Here is an 18,824-nt window from a genome sequence, read left to right as displayed (position 1 = left end):
ATGGCGTTCCAACCCACGGTCATTGGCCTTAACCATCTCACACTGCAAGGACAGCACAATGGATAAGATGCCAAAGTGGGCCGATATTGTCTTGATCCCGCTGATCTCGTTGCTGCTGGCTGCGGGGTTGTCCGCACTGGTGATCCTTGCCATCGGCGAAAGCCCGATTGATGCCTTTACGCTGATGGTGCAAGGCGCGCTGATGCGATCTGCAGGTTGGGGGTATACGCTGTACTATGCGACCAACTTTATGTTTACGGGCCTCGCTGTCGCTGTTGCCTTTCATGCAAGGCTGTTCAACATCGGTGGCGAAGGTCAGGCCATGCTTGGCGGACTTGGGGTGGCGATTGCGTGTTTGTATATCCCTTGGCCACATTGGTCTCTGGCCCTGATCGGGGCAAGTGTGGGAGCGGCTGTGTTCGGGGCACTGTGGGCATTGATCCCCGCATATCTTCAGGCCAAACGCGGCAGTCACATCGTGATCACCACCATCATGTTCAACTTTATCGCCGCTGCGGTTCTGAACTATGTCTTGGTGAATATGTTGCGACCCGTCGGCGCGATGGATCCGGCATCCGCAAAATTTCCGGTTTCGACCCACCTGCCAACGTTTCGCGATATGTTCTCGACGGCTGATAATATCCTGTTCCGCGGCGCACCTGCGAACGTCACGTTCTTCCTTGCTGTTGCCGCCTGTCTTGCGGTTTGGGTCCTGATTTGGCGCACACGGTTGGGGTATGAAATTCGCGCACTCGGGCACTCAGAATCTGGTGCCAAGTATGCTGGGATATCGCCCGTCAAAATCACAGTGATCGCAATGCTGATTTCTGGGGCACTTGCCGGAATGATGTCGGTCAACACCACCCTTGGTGAAAGCGAGCGTTTGATCCTCAATTCGACCGAAGGTGCCGGATTTATCGGCATCGCCGTTGCTCTGATGGGGCGCAGCCATCCGTTTGGGGTCTTTCTGGCCGCAATCCTGTTTGGTTTTTTGTATCAAGGCGGCGCAGAGCTGGCGCTATGGACGAACATTCCCCGTGAATTGATTGTGGTTATTCAAGCCTTGGTCATTCTGTTTACAGGCGCATTGGACAATATGGTACGCATGCCACTTGAAAAGCTGTTCCTATCCCTGCGTAAGAGGAAAGCATAATGGACTATATGACTTTTCTTCAGGTGCTCGACTCGACCGTGCGCCTTGCGACGCCCCTTTTGTTGGCGTGCCTTGCCGGTTTGTATTCAGAACGCGCCGGCATTTTCGATATCGGCCTCGAAGGTAAAATGCTTGCAGCTGCATTTTTCTCGGCGGCGTTTGCCTATACCTCTGGGTCCGTCTGGATCGGTTTGTTGGCAGGAATCGTGGCCTCGCTGATCTTGTCGGGCCTGCACGGGCTTGCGTCGATCACGTTTCGCGGCAATCAACTGATTTCGGGTGTTGCCATCAATTTCCTTGCCGCTGGTATGACCGTTCTTGTGGCCCAAAGTTGGTTCGAACAGGGCGGACGTACGCCGTCGCTTTCAGGCAATGCGCGCTTTGACTCTATCGAGCTCCCCTTCGCCGACGCGCTGCAGGGAGTGCCGATTTTTGGCCCGCTCTATTATGAACTGATTTCTGGCCATTCCATCCTCGTCTATGCCGCGTTTGCCATGGTACCTCTCACGTGGTGGGTCTTGTATCGTACGCGCTTCGGGCTTCGGCTGCGCGCTGTTGGCGAAAACCCCGCAGCGGTCGATACGGCCGGTGTATCGGTTGTTGGCCTAAGGTATGCGGCCGTCATGATCTGTGGTGTCCTGTGCGGGATCGCAGGGGCCTATCTGGCAACAGCGCTTCAGGCCGGTTTTGTTAAAGATATGACAGCTGGTCGCGGTTTTATCGCGCTGGCCGCCCTGATCTTTGCCAAGTGGCGACCTTGGTACGCGCTATCTGCAACCTTGCTCTTTGGTTTGCTTCAGGCTGTCGCGCTGCGATACCAAAGCATCGAACTTGGCGGATTTGTGATACCGGTCCAGTTCATGGATGCCCTGCCATACATCTTGACTGTGGTAATCCTCGCCGGGTTCGTGGGCAAAGCCATCCCTCCGCGCGCGGGCGGCGAGCCTTACGTCAAAGAACGTTAGGATAAGTCCAGTTGCAGTATTTCATCAATCCTGTCAGCATTTTGTAAGGTCGGCAGGTTGTAACCCACATTGTCATTAAGTTAAAAGTTTACATGCAAATATACCTACCAATTGCCGAAGTCTCTGTGAACGCGTTCCTTTTGCTGGGATTGGGCGGAATAGTCGGCGTGTTATCCGGAATGTTCGGTGTAGGTGGTGGTTTCTTGATGACGCCCCTTTTGTTTTTTATTGGTATTCCACCCGCAGTGGCTGTGGCCACCGAAGCCAATCAAATCGTTGCGTCCTCATTTTCCGGCGTCTTGGCCCACCTAAAGAGGCGCACGGTTGATCTCAAGATGGGCACCGTGCTTTTGATCGGCGGGTTGGTCGGCGCTGGTCTGGGTGTGGTGCTGTTTAACTATCTCAAGGCTCAGGGTCAGGTCGATTTGCTGGTCAAGCTTTGTTATGTCGTCTTTCTGGGCATCATCGGTGGGCTCATGTTTTTCGAAAGCTTGAATGCTATTCGAAAATCTCGCAAAAACTCGGCCCCAACCAAACGCAAAAACCACAACTGGATTCACGGCCTGCCGTTTAAAATGCGGTTTCGGGTCTCGGGATTGTATATCTCGGTCATCCCCCCGCTCATTGTTGGTCTGTGCGTTGGTATTCTGGCCGCTATTATGGGGGTTGGTGGCGGCTTTATCATGGTGCCTGCCATGATCTATCTCTTGGGGATGCCTACCAAGGTTGTCATCGGAACATCGCTGTTTCAAATCATCTTTGTCACCGCCTTTACGACGCTTTTGCACGCCACCACGAACTATACCGTGGATATGGCTCTTGCGGTCTTGCTGTTGGTTGGTGGCGTGATCGGCGCGCAAATCGGGACACGCATTGGCACCAAGCTCAAGGCAGAACAGCTTCGTATCCTGCTGGCACTTATGGTGCTTGCGGTCTGCGGAAAGTTGGCGCTTGATCTGTTGCTACAACCCAGCGAACTCTACTCTATTGGCGCAAGTGGGGGGCACTGATGATGATACGGATCCTCTCAGTCCTACTCGCCTTGATCGCCAACCAAATATTGGCCGAAGAAGTGGTCTTGGGCCTTAGCCAAAACCGCGTGGCGATCACCGCAAATTTTGACGGGTCAAAAATCCTGATCTTTGGCGCAGTCAAACGCGAAACCGAAATTCAGCAAGAGCCGCCTCTTGAGGTGGTCATTACGGTGTCCGGCCCCGACCAACCCGTCACTGTTCGGCGCAAAGAAAAGAAGCTTGGCATTTGGGTCAACGTAGACAGCGTTGATGTCGATGCAGCACCCAGTTTTTATGCCGTCGCCACCAGCGGCCCGTTTCACGACGTGCTGAGCAGCGTGGAAGATTTGCGACACAAGGTGTCTCTGCCCATGGCCATTCGGTCGGTGGGTGCCCCGACGAACGTCGAAGATGCCCAGACATTTTCCGAAGCCATTATTCGCATTCGGAGCAAAAGCGGTCTGTATCAGATGCTCGAGGACACCGTCATCGTCGATCAGCAAACATTGTTTCAGACCTCGATTGCGATGCCCGCGAACCTTACCGAGGGCGACTATGAAACACGTATTTTTCTGACGCGCGGTGGCAAAGTTGTGTCGAGTTTTTCGACTTCGATTGACGTCCGCAAGGTCGGTCTGGAACGCTGGTTGTTCAATCTGTCACGCCAAAAACCGCTGGCCTATGGTCTGTTGTCTTTGGCCATCGCAATTGCGGCTGGTTGGGGGGCCTCGGCGGCCTTCCGGATGTTCCGTCAGACCTAGCGCGCACTTTAACCACGCCCGATATACGGCATCTTTGTCGCCATTACGGTCATGAATTGCACGTTTGCCTCTGGGGGCAAATCCGCCATATGCTTTACCGACCGTGCTGCGTCTTGGACATCCATCATCGGCATCAATTCAGCATCCGGAGATTTGGCCAAGATACGCGCATTCAGCTCGTCGACCAGTTCCGTTTGGGCATTGCCGATATCGATCTGACCACACGCAATATCAAACGGGCGCCCATCCAAAGATAGCGACCGCGTCATTCCGGTGATCGCGTGTTTGCTTGTCGTATAACAAATGGATCCGGGGCGTGGATTATGCGCCGACAACGATCCATTATTGATAATACGACCGCCCTGCGGAGACTGGCGACGCATATGCGCAAACGCAAGGCGCGCGCAAATAAACATACCGCGAATATTGACGTTGATGACCTGATCAAACGCTTCAAGATCGATCTCGTCGATGGGGCCTGCATCGCCAAACAAACCCGCATTGTTGAACAACACATCCAAGCGCCCCGCCTGCCCCACAAAATCGGCAAATGCCGTTTCCATTGCCACGGCATCGGTAACATCCCCCGACATGGGAACCGCATTATGCCAGTTTTGAGCAATTTCTTGCAGCCGATCCTGACGGCGTGCAATCAGTCCAACGCGCCATCCCGCATTTAGAAACTCTTCGGCCGTCGCCCGACCAATTCCCGAGCTCGCCCCGGTAATGATGATGCTTTTCATTCTTGGCTCTCCAAAGTGAGGGTGGCAGGTGCCGGTTTGAGATCATCAACCCGTAAAGGACCGCTTGGCCGCGACAGAGAATTGCGCACCACCCAATATAGCCGCTCTTGGGCACGCGTAATGGCGACATATGCCAAACGTTTCCACAGCGGTTGTCCTGCCTCGACGCGCCCCATGCGCGCGGCCACAAACAAATCCGGTGCAAACACCTGTACCTGCTCCCACTGCGATCCCTGAGATTTGTGAATGGTGACGGCCGCCCCATGCAGGAATGCCGCCCCCATGCGCGCCGCATATGGGATAAAGGGCTCTTCTTCATCCGGCATTTCGATTTTCACAATCGAGGCCGCAGACACTTGCGGGTCTTCTGCGCCCATCACGTGCAAACGCGAAAACCCCGGTTTGCGACCAGGCCCAAGATAGACAACTTGCGCGCCTTTGATCAGCCCCCGCGCCTCAAGGTCCAGCCGCTTTTTGCGATGCTTTAACGGAAGTTCGATGCCATCACAAATCAGTGGCTCTCCCTCAAGCAACATATCGGCAGGGGCATCATGGACGCGGCGAAACGCATTGATCAGCCGAATTCGGGTTGCGTTTCTCCAAACCAAAACCGGAGACCGCGCCATAAAATCGACTTCGACGCGCTGCGCAAAAACGACGCGATCGTCTATGCGGGACTTTTCTTCGATCATCCGTTCGAAATCTTGAAACTCTAACTGTGGATCGGCCAACGCGTGCGCCAAGTCCAAAATCGGGTTGTCTGCCTTTTGCCTATGGACACGGCTCAGGGAATGTATGGCCGATTCTGGAAGTTTCTCAAAGACCATCGCCCCGGATTGATTCACGGGCGCCAACTGTGCGGGGTCACCGAACAATAATAGTGTCGGGAAAATCTCTTTCAGATCATCAAACTGACGATCATCCAGCATGGATGCTTCATCCACAAACCCGATGTCCAGCGGCTCGTCCCGCCTCTTCCAGCCGGTGATAAAGTCCGACCCCCTTAAACCTGCTGCCGCCAATGCTCCAGGAATAGACTTGTGAAGTTGATAAAACTGCAAAGCCCTGTTCAAGGCTTCTTCGCTCAGGCCTTCGATCTCGGGTTTGTCGCCGTTACCTGCCAGCCATTCGGCGATGCGCTCATACTCAGGGTCATATACCGGACTATAGATAATCCGGTGGATGGTGGTAGCAGGCACCCCGCGCATGCGCAAAACACTCGCGGCTTTGTTCGTGGGCGCCAAAATTGCCAAGGTTCGCCGGTCTTTACGTGGCTTGCCCTCGTAATCACCCGAGACCACATCCACCCCAGCCGCTTCCAGTGCTTTGACAAGTTCAGCCAACAGCAGCGTTTTGCCGGAACCCGCTTTTCCAAGAACTGCGCCGACGGCTGACTTGGTTCCTTTCGGAGGCGTCAACAGCGTGTCGTTTAAGTCAACACCGGCCTCCCGCAGGATGTCCGAGATGTTGTCAAAGGCCTCGGCCTGATCATGCGAAAGAGTCAGCGTATCTGTCATGGGGCGACCCTACAGTCGGCCCATGACGAGCGCCAGTTATGCTTGGCATTTTGTCACGCAATCTTTTGAGCAGCGAGATCTTGAGGACTGTGCCCAAAGGCCAGCTCGAACCACATGCGTGATGTCTCCAATGGCAGCCCCGCACGCTCTGCCACCGCAGCGCGTGCCTCTTGGGTGAATTCCCAAAGGCCGACGCTGATCTTGTTACGCCCGGTGCCTTCGGACCCCAGAACTTCGGGAGAGGAGCCGATCATGCGATAAATCCGCACCATGCGCGCGTCAAACACACCAACATAGTGCTTAACACCAAACCCGCACATCACTTCTCCGCCTGCCAGCATCAGAGCCGCCGCCGTGCGTGGTTCCGTGTCCCGCGACAGGCAAAACCGAGTGCATTCCCAAATGAGATGGCTGGAAATCCGAACGCCGTCGGTCAGGTTCAAGAAGTGGTCATTAACCATGCAGGGGCCGGTGGTCGGCAACAAACGCATCGAACCACCATGCGTACCATCGGGTTTTTCCCAAATCACATAGAGCGGATTCAAGGCGTCATATTCATCACGCTCTTCACCGTTTTCGTCGACATGCACATCCCAACCAAGGCGCGTTTTGAATTGGTCTGCTCTGTCCAGAAACATCGTGCGTTCAAGTTTCGGATAGTTGTGAAGATCATTCCCATAGATATAGCGGAGCATTTTGCAATCCCTTCCCATTGACGAGCTGGGAACAGGGCTAGAGGCAAAGAATTAACCATAAACTAATGCAGCGTACGCAAATGTTCACGTTTTAGACCACAATTAACCCCCTACTCATGGCTCTAGCTACCGCATGGGTTGTATTCAGAGCCCCAAGTTTGGATCTGGCAGATTCAATATACACTCGGAGAGTATGCTCGGAAATCGAGAGAGAATTGGCCACTTGCGCGCGGCTATACCCCATTGCGATCAATGTTATGGCATCAACTTCTCTGGGTGATAACGCGCGGGAATGCTCGGGTTGCCGGCCGGGTTCAAACTCCAGCGCTTTGCGATTGAATTCATGCGCGATCAAAATCAGATCGCGCCGGTTCCCCTCGGTGAATTCAGACCAAACATCGTCAGTGCAATGATGACTTGCTGTAAATAGGGCGAACTGCCCGTGCGGGCCGCGTATGGGGACCGTAAACCCCTGATTGCCGATGCCATAGGAAATGGCTTCTGACTGAAAGCTGCGGGCCGCCTTGTTGGCCCAATCCAAACGCTTCCAGTCAACAGGATGAAATCTTTGAAAACACCCAACAATTACCGGATCAACGCGAATGTACTGTTTTTCCAGATACCGTTGCACCCACTCGTCAGAATACGTGCCACATCCATATTGATCCCCCGCGGCACTCACCCAATGGTACACCATATGGTCAACGCCAAAATGGTCCCTGAGCGCCGCAATAATGTCCTGAAGGGCGTCAAGCTCTTGCGCTTGTTCGAGCTCCTCCAGAATAGCTTCCCGTCTTTGTTTCATCTGCGTATGGCGCTGTGCCAGACCTTTCCGCTATCGACGTGATCTCGGCAGTCGCAACCAGTTTAGTATCTTCAAGTTGCGCCGCCAGAGCATCCAAACCGTTTGCATGCGCAAAATTACGCAGATCTGCAAGCACGTCGAGTATCCAGTCGTTCTTCATGATTAACTCTCGTTTTCAGTGGTTAATGAAAGGTTAATACAAGCATAGCACGAGTGAATTATTGGTCATATTCACCTATTCCCCCTCCCCCAAAATAGCGAGGGGCCGATCCGCTAAGTCATTGATTGTTGGAAAGCCCTAGAGCGCAAACGAAATCCGCCCGCGACATCACAACTGATTCGCGGGCGGATATGATCGAATTTTCACCTTTGGGGCGTTCACCCCAGGGCGAAATTTTATTTATTTTCCGGCTTCAAGCACGTCTTCCAGCGTACGCAGACCGGTTTTAGGAGCCTGAACCAAAACAGACATGTTGCCTGGCTTGTGCTCGTTGCGCATCATTTTCACGTGCGCATCAGGAATCTCGGCCCATGGGAACACTTCTGACATGCAAGGGTCGATGCGACGCTCAACCATCATGCGGTTGGCAGACGCGGCTTGCTTCAGGTGCGCAAAGTGCGATCCTTGAAGACGCTTTTGGTGCATCCACATATACCGCACGTCAAACGTACAGTTAAATCCGGATGTCCCTGCACAGATCACAACCATGCCGCCTTTTTTGCAGACAAAGGTAGAGACAGGGAATGTGGCTTCGCCCGGGTGTTCAAACACCATGTCGACGTTGTTGCCCTTGCCGGTGATATCCCAGATGGCCTTGCCGAACTTGCGGGTTTCTTTGAACCATTCTGCGTACTCGGGCGTGTTCACTGTTGGAAGCTGACCCCAGCATTTAAAATCTTTCCGGTTCAGAACACCTTTGGCCCCCAGAGACATCACGAATTCACGTTTGTCTTCATCGGAAATCACGCCAATCGCGTTGGCACCAGCAGCATTGATCAACTGGATGGCAAAAGATCCCAGACCGCCCGATGCGCCCCAAACCAAGACGTTTTGACCTGGCTTAAGTTCGTGAGGCGCGTGGCCAAACAACATACGGTAAGCGGTCGCCAATGTCAGAGTATAGCAAGCCGACTCTTCCCAAGTCAGGTGCTTGGGACGTGGCAAAAGCTGTTGCGCTTGAACGCGTGTAAACTGTGCGAACGATCCGTCAGGTGTTTCATAACCCCAGATACGCTGCGACGGCGAGAACATCGGATCGCCACCGTTACATTCTTCGTCATCACCGTCGTCTTGGTTACAGTGAATGACAACTTCGTCACCCACTTTCCAAGTTTTCACCTTATCGCCCACCGCCCAAACGATGCCGGACGCATCAGAGCCTGCGATATGGTAATCTGCGTTGTGCCCATCAAAGGGAGAGATTGGAACGCCAAGGCCGGCCCATACGCCGTTATAGTTCACGCCAGCGGCCATCACCAATACCAGAACTTCATGGCTGTCCAGTTTGGGGGTGTCCACGACCTCTACTTGGAAAGACTTGTCAGGCTCTCCGTGACGTTCGCGGCGAATAGCCCACGCATACATCTTTGGTGGAACAAAACCCATCGGAGGCATTTCTCCAACTTCATACAGGTCTTTTTCGGGTGCATCATAGGCCGCAATGCCGATTTCAGTGTCCAGAGCCATCTTACTCTCCTGAAGTTAAACTCATGCCGCGACGCAGAATCGCGGTTTCTTTAGCTGAAATATCCCCAGCCGAGTAACATTGCAACCACACTTGGATTGATTTTGTAATTTTATAACCCCGCAACTGCAGAAATTCTTGCTGCACCTGCACGGTTAGCCAAACAAATGGGCGATTGAGTTGGCATAGAACGCTAATGCCGTCGCTTGATCCGGGTTTGACACGTATTGCCCTGACTTTTTGAGAATCATTTTTCTCTCAAGCAGTGTCCGTATTCCAACTTCTGAAGCATATGACAGATCACCGCGAGGCAGATGCACGTGCGGTGCAGCGAGTGTTCCGATAAGTTTGGCATATGCCTGCTCGATGGCGGCGCGCGACACAGGACCCTGCGCCTTCCGTATAATATAGGCCACCATGGGGACCGGCACCACGGGCATCACCGCTTCAATGCGGTGCATCAACTCTTGGGACAGGGATTCCGTAATATCACCCTCGCGGTTGGACCCGAATTCACCAAGTGAGAGCGGGTGCCCAAAGCTGACCGCAGCATAGCCAAATTTGTGATACTTGCCGCGCATCCGCAGCCAAAGCTGTTTCATGAAAAACCCTGAGACAACGCTGATCTTCGCATGAAAGCGTCGCCCGCCACCCTCAAGCGCCTTAAGAAGAATGCGATCCTCGAGCACACGATCATAATTCAGGGCCACGGGCACAAACACGACATCCCGCACCTCTGGATCAAACCCGTCGGTGATGTATTTCAACAACCCAAGCTTGGCCTCTTGCGGAGCCCCATCAAGTGACAGCCCGCCTTCGGGGAACATGGCTTGCGTCACACCACCATCGGTGGCCAGCCGCACATATCGCGCCAGCACCTTACGATAGAGCGCATTTCGTGATTTGCGGCGAATAAAATAGGCGCCCATTGCCTTGATCAGACGCGATAATGGCCAAACACGCGCCCATTCGCCAACCGCATACGCCAATGCCGAACGCTCGGCGGCAAGATATGTCACCAGCACATAATCCATATTGGATTTGTGGTTCATCACAAAAACCACTGTGGCATCCTTGGACACATTCTGAAGCGTGTCGGCATCAAAGTGGGCCAATCGAACCCGATACAGCGCCCGACTGAGGAATCGCGCCAAACGAATTGCAAACCCGAAGTAGGCCGAGGCGCTAAAGGATGGCACGATTTCCCGCGCGTATGACTTGGCCTCTTGAAATGCGACATTCTCTGGAATGCCCTCAGCTTTGGCGTGTTCTACAATCGCCCGCGTCACATCGGGATGGTATATTAACTGTTGTATCATGTCGTGCCGCCGGGCCAGCTTAAACGGTTCGATCGGCCGTTCCAGACGCTGGTTCAAACGGGCAACTGCCCGTTCCATACGACGACGGAAGAACCAGCGCACCGATGGAAATAGAAAATGGCTTGCGGCCGTCACAGCTGCAAACAGCAAAATCAAAAGGAACAGCCACAATGGGACTTCGACACTAGACGTCATGCCAAACCCTTGCAGTCACAGGCGTCAGGGTAAATATATTAATTGAGGAAAATCGACATTTCGAGAGCCCAGATGCAATTTACAATTCAATCAGGTTTTACAGAAGCCCATCGCGACATGGCTGCGGCCCTCTACTGGCAAGCATTTTCGGAAAAGCTGGGCAAGATCATGGGGCCGGATGACAAAGCGCAGACGTTCTTTCGCTCTATCCTGAAACCTCAGTTTGCTATCTCGGCCCAAGGACCTGACGGCCAGCTGCTGGGCATGGCGGGTTTCAAAACAGCGCAGGGCGCGTTGACCGGCGCGAGCATGCAAGACCTTGCTGCGGCCTATGGGTGGCTCGGGGCTTTGTGGCGGGCACCTGTTCTCAGCATACTGGAGCGCGACCTGATGCAGGACACATTGGTGATGGATGGCATATTCGTATCGGCTGACGCACGCGGGCTTGGGGTTGGCACCGCCCTGCTGGATGCAGTCAAGACAGAGGCCCTGCAGAGAGGCCTTGGGTCCGTCCGTTTGGATGTGATTGACGTGAACCCCCGCGCAAGAGCACTTTATGAGCGGGAGGGTTTTGTCGCGCTGGGGACAACGCACATCGGCCTGCTGCGTCATATATTTGGGTTTAAAACCAGTACAGCCATGCAGTTTACCGTCAAAAACTAGGGTAAATGCCGCGATGCAGCGAATTCGCTTGCATCTAATATTACGTACGACTACGTTTTGGCGCAACAAAATTGCCAAGTTGATTCACGAGGACACCCCATGTCGCAACAGCAAAAAGACCGCCCCTGGCTCATCCGGACGTATGCGGGTCACTCGACCGCGCAAGCGTCAAACCAGCTTTACCGCGACAACCTTGCCAAGGGTCAAACCGGCCTTTCAGTTGCCTTCGATCTGCCAACGCAAACCGGATATGACAGCGACCACATCCTGTCGCGCGGCGAAGTCGGCAAAGTGGGTGTACCTGTCTGCCATCTTGGGGACATGCGCACACTGTTTGACCAAATTCCGCTCGATCAGATGAACACGTCGATGACCATCAACGCCACGGCGCCTTGGTTGCTATCGCTCTATATCGCAGCCGCCGAAGAACAGGGTGCGGATATTTCCAAGCTTCAGGGCACCGTTCAGAACGATCTGATCAAGGAATACCTAAGCCGGGGTACATATATCTGCCCGCCCAAACCATCGCTGAAGATGATCGCGGATGTGGCCGAGTATTGTTATACAAACGTGCCTAAATGGAACCCGATGAACGTGTGTTCCTATCACCTGCAAGAAGCTGGTGCGACACCCGAGCAAGAGCTGGCCTTTGCCCTTGCGACCGCAATTGCTGTACTCGATGCTTTGAAACCACGTGTTCCCGCCGAAGATTTTGGCCCTATGGTCGCCCGAATTTCGTTCTTTGTGAACGCGGGAATCCGGTTCGTAACCGAGATGTGCAAAATGCGCGCCTTTGTCGAACTGTGGGACGAGATTTGTCTAGAACGCTATGGGGTCACCGATCCAAAGCACCGCCGCTTCCGGTATGGTGTTCAGGTGAACTCATTGGGGCTCACCGAGCAACAGCCTGAAAACAACGTCTACCGGATTTTGATCGAGATGCTCGCGGTCACGCTGTCCAAGAATGCACGTGCACGCGCGGTTCAGTTGCCTGCGTGGAACGAAGCCCTTGGCCTGCCTCGTCCGTGGGACCAACAATGGTCCATGCGGATGCAACAGATCATGGCCTATGAAACCGATTTGCTGGAATATGAAGATCTGTTTGACGGCAACCCTGCGGTCGACCGTAAGGTTCAGGCGCTGAAAGACGGCGCGCGTCATGAGCTGTCCACATTGGACGGTATGGGCGGTGCCATCGGGGCCATTGATTACATGAAGTCACGTCTGGTGGAATCAAACGCCGACCGTTTGAACCGCATCGAAGCGGGCGAAACCGTGGTGGTGGGTGTGAACAAATGGCAGCAAGGCGAGCCTTCACCGCTGATGACCGGCGATGGTGGCATCATGGTCGTCGACCCAGCTGTAGAGCAACAACAGATCACGCGCCTGCAAGAGTGGCGCGACAACCGCGATCAGGCCGCTGTCGAAAAAGCCCTAGCTGATCTGCGTGCCGCTGCGGCAAACGGCGACAACGTGGTTCCGCCATCCATCGCCGCCGCCAAAGCAGGCGTCACCACAGGTGAATGGGCTGCACAAATGCGCGCGGTTCACGGCGAGTATCGCGGCCCGACAGGTGTATCTGCCTCGCAATCAAACAAGACCGAAGGTCTGGATGAAATCCGCAACGCCGTAGACACCGTCAGCGACAAGCTTGGCCGCCGCCTTAAGTTCATCATTGGCAAACCCGGTTTGGACGGGCATTCCAACGGTGCAGAGCAAATCGCATTCCGGGCCCGCGATTGCGGTATGGACATTGAATATGAAGGCATCCGCCTGACACCCGAAGAGATCGTCGCCAGTGCTCAAGACAACGAGGCCCATGTTGTCGGCCTGTCCATTCTATCAGGGTCGCATATTCCTCTGGTCGAAGATTTGATGGCGCAAATGCGTGCTGCTGGCCTTGGTGACACACCTGTGATCGTCGGTGGTATCATTCCTGATGACGATGCCGAACGTCTGTTGGCAATGGGTGTGGCACGGGTTTACACGCCAAAAGATTTCGAACTGAACACCATCATGATGGATGTTGTGACATTGGTCGAACCCAAGTCGGTGGCCGCACAATAACCTCGCATATCTGTTCAAATTCAAACGACAAAAGCCCTGACAGTATGTCAGGGCTTTTGTGTTTTCATGCTCTGCGCAACTCATCCACCGGTTGCGATCTGGAGTTCAGTCCCGAATTACAAGAACCGACCGGTTGGAATGGCGCACCACACGGGCCGCATTTGAACCCAGCAGATAATCCCGCAGTTCAGGCTGATGCGCCCCAATCACAATAAGGTCAGCCTCAAGCTTGGACGCCAAACCAATCACACGATCGTACACAGTTCCGGACAAGACATGCTGCTTGGCCGCTAGGCCTTCTGACTCGAGCGCTTGGGCAAGCGTCTCGATCACCGCCTTGCGTCCTTCATCAACCACATCTTCATCGAAATAGGACCCAACGATTGGCATGCCCACATTCGGGATGACGGTCAGAACATGAATTTCACAGTCCCACCCCTGTGTGAGTGTTTTGGTCTTTTGAAGAAGCTTGCGCGTGTCACCCTCGACAGACACATCCACAGGCACCAGAATTTTCTTAAACATCTCAGATCTCCTTAGAATGCAGGTTGCGTTGCACGTGGTCGCTGAATAGCGACAATCATCAACAGCAAAAGCAAAGCAGGGATAAAGAAGAGCTCTTTGGCCATGCGTTCATTTTCAACAGCAACAGATGCGATTTGTGCCGGTTCATCCCCGTAAAAATCATAGTCATTTGCGAGGGTTTCAAAGTACGGCGTGCCGGGGAAAGGTTCTTCCAACGTCAAAAGGCCGTTGTTTTCAATCACCGTCAGTCCAGCAGCGCGCAATCGCTCTTCGCTGCTGCCTTCTGCATCGGGGCTAAAGGTCACCGTGGTGGCCCCGACAATGCCGGTGTCAAAATCAGGTGCCGAGATGCGCAACCGTGCCGATGATCCGACAGGCAGTTCTTCCAAGGCGGTCAAAGCAGCAGGACCCGTATAGTGAGTGTATTTGTCCTGCCATTGATCCAAGAAAAAGTCGGGACGGAACAACATGAACACAACGACCATCATCACCGCCGCTTCCCATTTACGGGTTTTGGCAATGAAATATCCTTGGGTCACCGCAGCGAACACCAACATCGCAATCAAGGAAATAAAGAACACCATGATCGCCTTTAGCGGACCAACATCAATCAACAGAAGATCTGTGTTGAAAATGAACATAAACGGCAACAGCGCAGTTCGGATGTCATAGCTAAAGCCAATCAAACCGGTTTTGATGGGGTCCCCGCGCGAGATCGCAGCCGCAGCATAAGCTGCAAGCCCCACCGGCGGAGTATCATCCGCCAGAATGCCGAAATAGAACACAAACATATGGACCGCGATCAACGGAACGATCAGACCGGATTGCGCGCCCACCGACACGATGACTGGCGCCATAAGCGACGAGACAACGATATAGTTTGCAGTCGTCGGCAGCCCCATTCCCAAAACCAGAGACAAGACCGCAACCAAAATCAACAAAATGATCAAGTTGCCACCAGAGATGACTTCGATCACTTGGCCGATGATCTGATGCGCCCCAGTCAGGGAAATTGTCCCGACAATGATGCCCGCTGCACCCGTGGCGACACCAATTCCGATCATGTTGCGCGCGCCACCTTCAAGGCCCGCGACAAATTCTTTCAGTCCGGCAAGCATCTGGTTTGCCAGATCAGATTCCCCACGGAAAATCGCTTTGATCGGCCGATGTGTCACCGCAACAAGGATCATCGTCACAGTTGCCCAAAACGCAGAGAGCGCGGGTGACAAACGGTCAAGATGTTCTGTGCGCACCATCAAGTTCCACACCAACACAAAGATCGGTAGCGCGAAATAGGCACCCCCAAGGAATGTGGGTGTCAACCGTGGTGCTGTCACGGCCTTGGCATTCGGATCGTCAACCTCGATATCCGGATATTTGGCGGCAACATACAGCAACCCAAGATACGCGGCGGCCAGCAATACAAGCGCAGGATAGACCGTTGCCCCTGGCATCATCGGCTCGAGCATGGCGCGAAATCCGATCACAAGAAACGTAATGACCGCCATCCCCAGAAAGCCGGTGATCATCAGGATCAGGATCATCAAAACGCCAATATGACGCCCGGGCTTTTTCAGGCCCTGCAAACCCATTTTCAGGCTTTCAAGATGCACGATGTACAGCAGCGCGATGTATGAGATCACCGCAGGCAGAAACGCGTGTTTTACGACTTCGATGTAGGGAATGTTGACGTATTCCACCATCAAAAAGGCCGCGGCCCCCATCACAGGTGGCGTCAATTGGCCATTCGTCGACGACGCGACCTCTACGGCGCCGGCCTTTTCAGGTGAAAACCCAATGCGTTTCATCAACGGGATCGTAAACGTCCCCGTCGTCACCGTGTTGGCAATCGAGGACCCTGAAATCATGCCAGTCATCATAGACGACAGAACGGCAGCCTTTGCTGGCCCGCCACGCAGGGCGCCCAACATGGAAATTGCGACTTTGATGAACCAGTTGCCGCCGCCTGCTTTTTCAAGCAATGCGCCGAACAGCACAAACAAAAAGATCATAGATGTGGACACACCCAAAGCGACCCCAAAGACGCCTTCGGTCTGCATCCAATAGTGCCCCATGGCCTTGCTAAAGGATGCCCCGCCATAGTTGGTGATGCTGCCAACCCATTCAGAGTACCCGCCAAAGAATGCAAGTGCGAGGAACATGGATCCGATAATGACAAGCGGCAATCCAAGCGAGCGAAACACTGCGATCATCAGGACGGTCATGCCAATCGCTGACATCACAACATCTGTTGTTGTCCAAAGGCCGGGGCGGTCTGCGATCTCGAATCTAAACACGATGAGATACAAACAGGCCGATGTCCCAAGCGCAACGAGCGCCCAATCATACAGGGGAATACGGTTGCGATGCCCAAACATCGGGAATGCCAGCGTTGCCAAAACGATCGCAAAGGCAAGATGCACATATCGCGCTTGCGCAACGATGTTTGCCATCATGCTGATACCGGTGGCTTGCGCCAAGACACCCGGAAGTTTTGATGCGATGTAAAGTTGGAAAATCGACCATGCGATGCACAATCCAAAGATAAGCCGCGATGCGAATTCACCGGCGTTACGCGCGCCGGTATCCGCCTCAGCGACCATATCTTCTGCGCTTCTGGTTGCTGCCTCGTTCATTCCATAGCCCCCCGTCTATGTGTGAGAAAAACGCCAGCGCATCAAAACAGACACGCAGGCGTTGGTATTTTCAAGACATCTTACGATGCTCTTATTGCATCAGACCCAGTTCTTTGTAGGCCCGCTCTGCACCGGGGTGCAGCGGAGCAGACAAACCATCGCTGATCATCTGAGCGCCATCGAGGTTTGCAAAGGCAGGGTGCAGACCGCGGAAATCATCCAGATTGGACAGGACGGCCTTGGCAACGATATACGCCACTTCTTCTGGGACATTTGCTGAGGTCACAAAGGTTGCGCCCACACCAAAGGTGGTGGTGTCTTCATCAGACCCAGCATACATGCCGCCCGGAATAACCGCTGTACGGTAATACGGGTTGTCCGCAATCAGCTTGTCGATGGCCTCGCCAGCAACAGACACAAGTTTCACGTCACACGTGGTTGTGGCTTCTTTGATCGCCGCAGCCGGGTGACCAATGGTATAAATCATGGCGTCGATATTATCGTCGCAGATCTGTTTTGCCATCTCGGACCCTTTGTATTCGGTCGCAAGTGCAAAGCTGTCCATGTTCATGCCATAGGCATCCATCACGACTTCCATCGTGGCGCGCTGACCTGATCCCGGGTTGCCAACGTTTACACGCTTGCCAGCCAGATCTTCGAACGACGCGATGCCGCTGTCTGCGCGCACGATGAGCGTGAACGGTTCAGGATGGACCGAGAACATCGCCCGAACTTCGGGGAATGGGTTATCAGCAAACTTGGATGTGCCATTGTACGCGTGGTATTGCCAATCAGATTGGGCCACACCAAATTCCAGTTCGCCAGCTTTGATTGTGTTGATGTTATACACCGAACCACCGGTCGACTCGACAGCGCAGCGGATGCCGTGCTCGCGACGATCGCGGTTCACCAAACGACAAATCGCACCACCGGTTGGATAGTAAACGCCGGTCACGCCACCAGTACCGATAGAGATAAATTGTTGGTCTTGAGCGGTTGCAGCACCGCCAATTGCAATTGCAGCAGCGGCGACGACGCCACCGATAAACTTAAGTTGTTTCATGGAGCTCTCCCTAAATCCGATACCTTCTCTTGGCACCGGCCACCCGCAGAGCGTCTAATATGTTTGCAAGGATGTCACGAAAAAACTAATGTTTTTTTTGGGCAACCCAATACGCATTGTTTTCGATCCGCACGGTTTCATACGACGCGATTCGATCCCGTGCGCCCTGCCCCCCCCTGTGCATCAGAAATGCCACAAGCATCTCAACCACCGCCATCATGCCAGAAAAACACCCGAAGTGATGGGTGCTAAGGACAGACGTCACAAGCATTTGCTCTGGCTGCAAATGTGGAGACACAATTTCCGAGTCACTGATAAGCAAGAGCTTAAGGCCTCTTTTCTTGGCGTACTCGCAAGCTTTGATCGTTTCGGTGGAGTACGGCGTGACCGTGATTGCCACCAAAACATCTCCCGGTTCTGCGTCATTGAGATCATCAATTGCGCTGTTCATATGCCGCGGAATAAGCTGCATGGATGGTAGCGCCATACGGCCCACATAATGGAAGTAATAGGCAACCGCATAGCTCGACCGGACCGCGGTCAAATACACAGACCGCGCCCCAATAAGCATATCAACCACGGCTTCAAGTTGGCTCAGCTGCTGACGATCCAAAGAACGTTTCACGATAGAAAGTGCATTTTCCGCCGAGTCGGCAAAGACTTTTCCAAGATCCCCCTGTTGCCTCTCTTGGTCAAAGCGATCCGTATTCCCTGCCCCTGACGCGCCTTCGATAAGGGCCGACCGAAACGGCCGCCGCAAATCTTCAAACCCGGAAAAATCCAGTTTTTTCGCAATATTAACAAGGGTATATGTGCTCACCTTGGCTTTGGAAGCTGTGTCACGAATTGGGTCCAATCCAAAATCGGATGGGTGATCCACAATATACTTTGCCGCCGTACGCATCTGCGGTGACAGCTCTGCCATGTGATCTTTGAGCTGGGCAATGATCTTGATTCTAAGCGTTGGGTCCATGTCGAATCGTCCTACAATATTTAATAACATATGTTATTTTTCTGAC

At 53.7% G+C, this 18,824-nt stretch carries 16 protein-coding genes; 6 read left to right on the top strand and 10 right to left on the bottom strand.

Annotation, left to right across the window (positions count from 1 at the left end; translation table 11 throughout):
• Positions 1-58: 58 nt before the first annotated feature.
• The 4 genes from FAP39_RS00885 to FAP39_RS00870 all read left to right on the top strand — a co-directional run bounded on the left by FAP39_RS00885 (position 59) and on the right by FAP39_RS00870 (position 3,892).
• A complete protein-coding gene (locus FAP39_RS00885; protein ID WP_138014476.1) occupies positions 59-1,153 on the top strand; it encodes an ABC transporter permease in 1,095 nt (364 codons plus the stop codon).
• A complete protein-coding gene (locus tag FAP39_RS00880) occupies positions 1,153-2,118 on the top strand; it encodes an ABC transporter permease (RefSeq protein ID WP_138014475.1) in 966 nt (321 codons plus the stop codon). Before FAP39_RS00885 ends, FAP39_RS00880 begins: the two co-directional genes overlap by 1 nt.
• A 92-nt stretch (positions 2,119-2,210) precedes the next feature.
• Positions 2,211-3,128 (top strand): sulfite exporter TauE/SafE family protein, encoded by a 918-nt coding sequence (locus tag FAP39_RS00875; protein WP_138014474.1) that lies wholly within the window; start codon positions 2,211-2,213, stop codon positions 3,126-3,128.
• Positions 3,128-3,892, top strand: coding sequence for a TIGR02186 family protein (locus tag FAP39_RS00870; protein WP_425471383.1), 765 nt, complete (start codon positions 3,128-3,130; stop codon positions 3,890-3,892). Before FAP39_RS00875 ends, FAP39_RS00870 begins: the two co-directional genes overlap by 1 nt.
• Positions 3,893-3,900: 8 nt before the next feature.
• Here FAP39_RS00870 and FAP39_RS00865 read toward each other — a convergent pair whose 3' ends face one another.
• The 6 genes from FAP39_RS00865 to FAP39_RS00835 form a co-directional block, all read right to left on the bottom strand.
• Entirely contained in the window at positions 3,901-4,635 is a 735-nt protein-coding gene (locus FAP39_RS00865) for an SDR family oxidoreductase (protein WP_138014473.1), read from the bottom strand.
• Positions 4,632-6,152, bottom strand: a complete 1,521-nt coding sequence (locus FAP39_RS00860; protein WP_138014472.1) for an ATP-dependent DNA helicase — start codon at positions 6,150-6,152, stop codon at positions 4,632-4,634. The genes FAP39_RS00865 and FAP39_RS00860 overlap by 4 nt, the downstream gene beginning before the upstream one ends.
• A gap of 53 nt (positions 6,153-6,205) precedes the next feature.
• Positions 6,206-6,847, bottom strand: coding sequence for an acyl-homoserine-lactone synthase (locus FAP39_RS00855; RefSeq protein WP_138014471.1), 642 nt, complete (start codon positions 6,845-6,847; stop codon positions 6,206-6,208).
• Positions 6,848-6,938: 91 nt separating this feature from the next.
• Complete coding sequence (locus FAP39_RS00850) at positions 6,939-7,652, bottom strand: helix-turn-helix transcriptional regulator (protein ID WP_138014470.1); 714 nt, start codon at positions 7,650-7,652, stop codon at positions 6,939-6,941.
• Between the two features lie 400 nt (positions 7,653-8,052).
• Positions 8,053-9,339 (bottom strand): crotonyl-CoA carboxylase/reductase, encoded by a 1,287-nt coding sequence (ccrA, locus tag FAP39_RS00840; RefSeq protein WP_138014468.1) that lies wholly within the window; start codon positions 9,337-9,339, stop codon positions 8,053-8,055.
• A gap of 153 nt (positions 9,340-9,492) precedes the next feature.
• Positions 9,493-10,851 (bottom strand): 1-acyl-sn-glycerol-3-phosphate acyltransferase, encoded by a 1,359-nt coding sequence (locus FAP39_RS00835; protein ID WP_138014467.1) that lies wholly within the window; start codon positions 10,849-10,851, stop codon positions 9,493-9,495.
• 72 nt (positions 10,852-10,923) lie between these two features.
• Between FAP39_RS00835 and FAP39_RS00830 the strand changes: the two genes are divergently transcribed.
• Positions 10,924-11,514, top strand: coding sequence for a GNAT family N-acetyltransferase (locus FAP39_RS00830; RefSeq protein WP_138014466.1), 591 nt, complete (start codon positions 10,924-10,926; stop codon positions 11,512-11,514).
• Between the two features lie 99 nt (positions 11,515-11,613).
• A complete protein-coding gene (locus tag FAP39_RS00825) occupies positions 11,614-13,581 on the top strand; it encodes a protein meaA (RefSeq protein WP_138014465.1) in 1,968 nt (655 codons plus the stop codon).
• Positions 13,582-13,686: 105 nt separating this feature from the next.
• On the opposite strand, the gene FAP39_RS00820 is transcribed toward FAP39_RS00825, so the two are convergent.
• The 4 genes from FAP39_RS00820 to FAP39_RS00805 all read right to left on the bottom strand — a co-directional run bounded on the left by FAP39_RS00820 (position 13,687) and on the right by FAP39_RS00805 (position 18,778).
• Positions 13,687-14,106, bottom strand: a complete 420-nt coding sequence (locus tag FAP39_RS00820; protein WP_138014464.1) for a universal stress protein — start codon at positions 14,104-14,106, stop codon at positions 13,687-13,689.
• A gap of 11 nt (positions 14,107-14,117) precedes the next feature.
• Positions 14,118-16,742, bottom strand: coding sequence for a TRAP transporter permease (locus tag FAP39_RS00815; protein ID WP_138014463.1), 2,625 nt, complete (start codon positions 16,740-16,742; stop codon positions 14,118-14,120).
• Positions 16,743-16,833: 91 nt separating this feature from the next.
• Positions 16,834-17,805: a TAXI family TRAP transporter solute-binding subunit gene (locus FAP39_RS00810; protein WP_138014462.1), complete on the bottom strand. Its 972-nt coding sequence runs from the start codon at positions 17,803-17,805 to the stop codon at positions 16,834-16,836.
• An 85-nt stretch (positions 17,806-17,890) separates the two neighbouring features.
• Positions 17,891-18,778, bottom strand: coding sequence for a MurR/RpiR family transcriptional regulator (locus FAP39_RS00805; protein WP_138014461.1), 888 nt, complete (start codon positions 18,776-18,778; stop codon positions 17,891-17,893).
• Positions 18,779-18,824 lie beyond the last annotated feature (46 nt).

It is taken from the genome of Shimia litoralis (assembly GCF_005518135.1).
GTDB classification, from domain to species: domain Bacteria; phylum Pseudomonadota; class Alphaproteobacteria; order Rhodobacterales; family Rhodobacteraceae; genus Shimia_E; species Shimia_E litoralis.
Note: the sequence above shows the minus strand (reverse complement) of the source record. Positions and strands in the feature narration are given on the sequence as shown.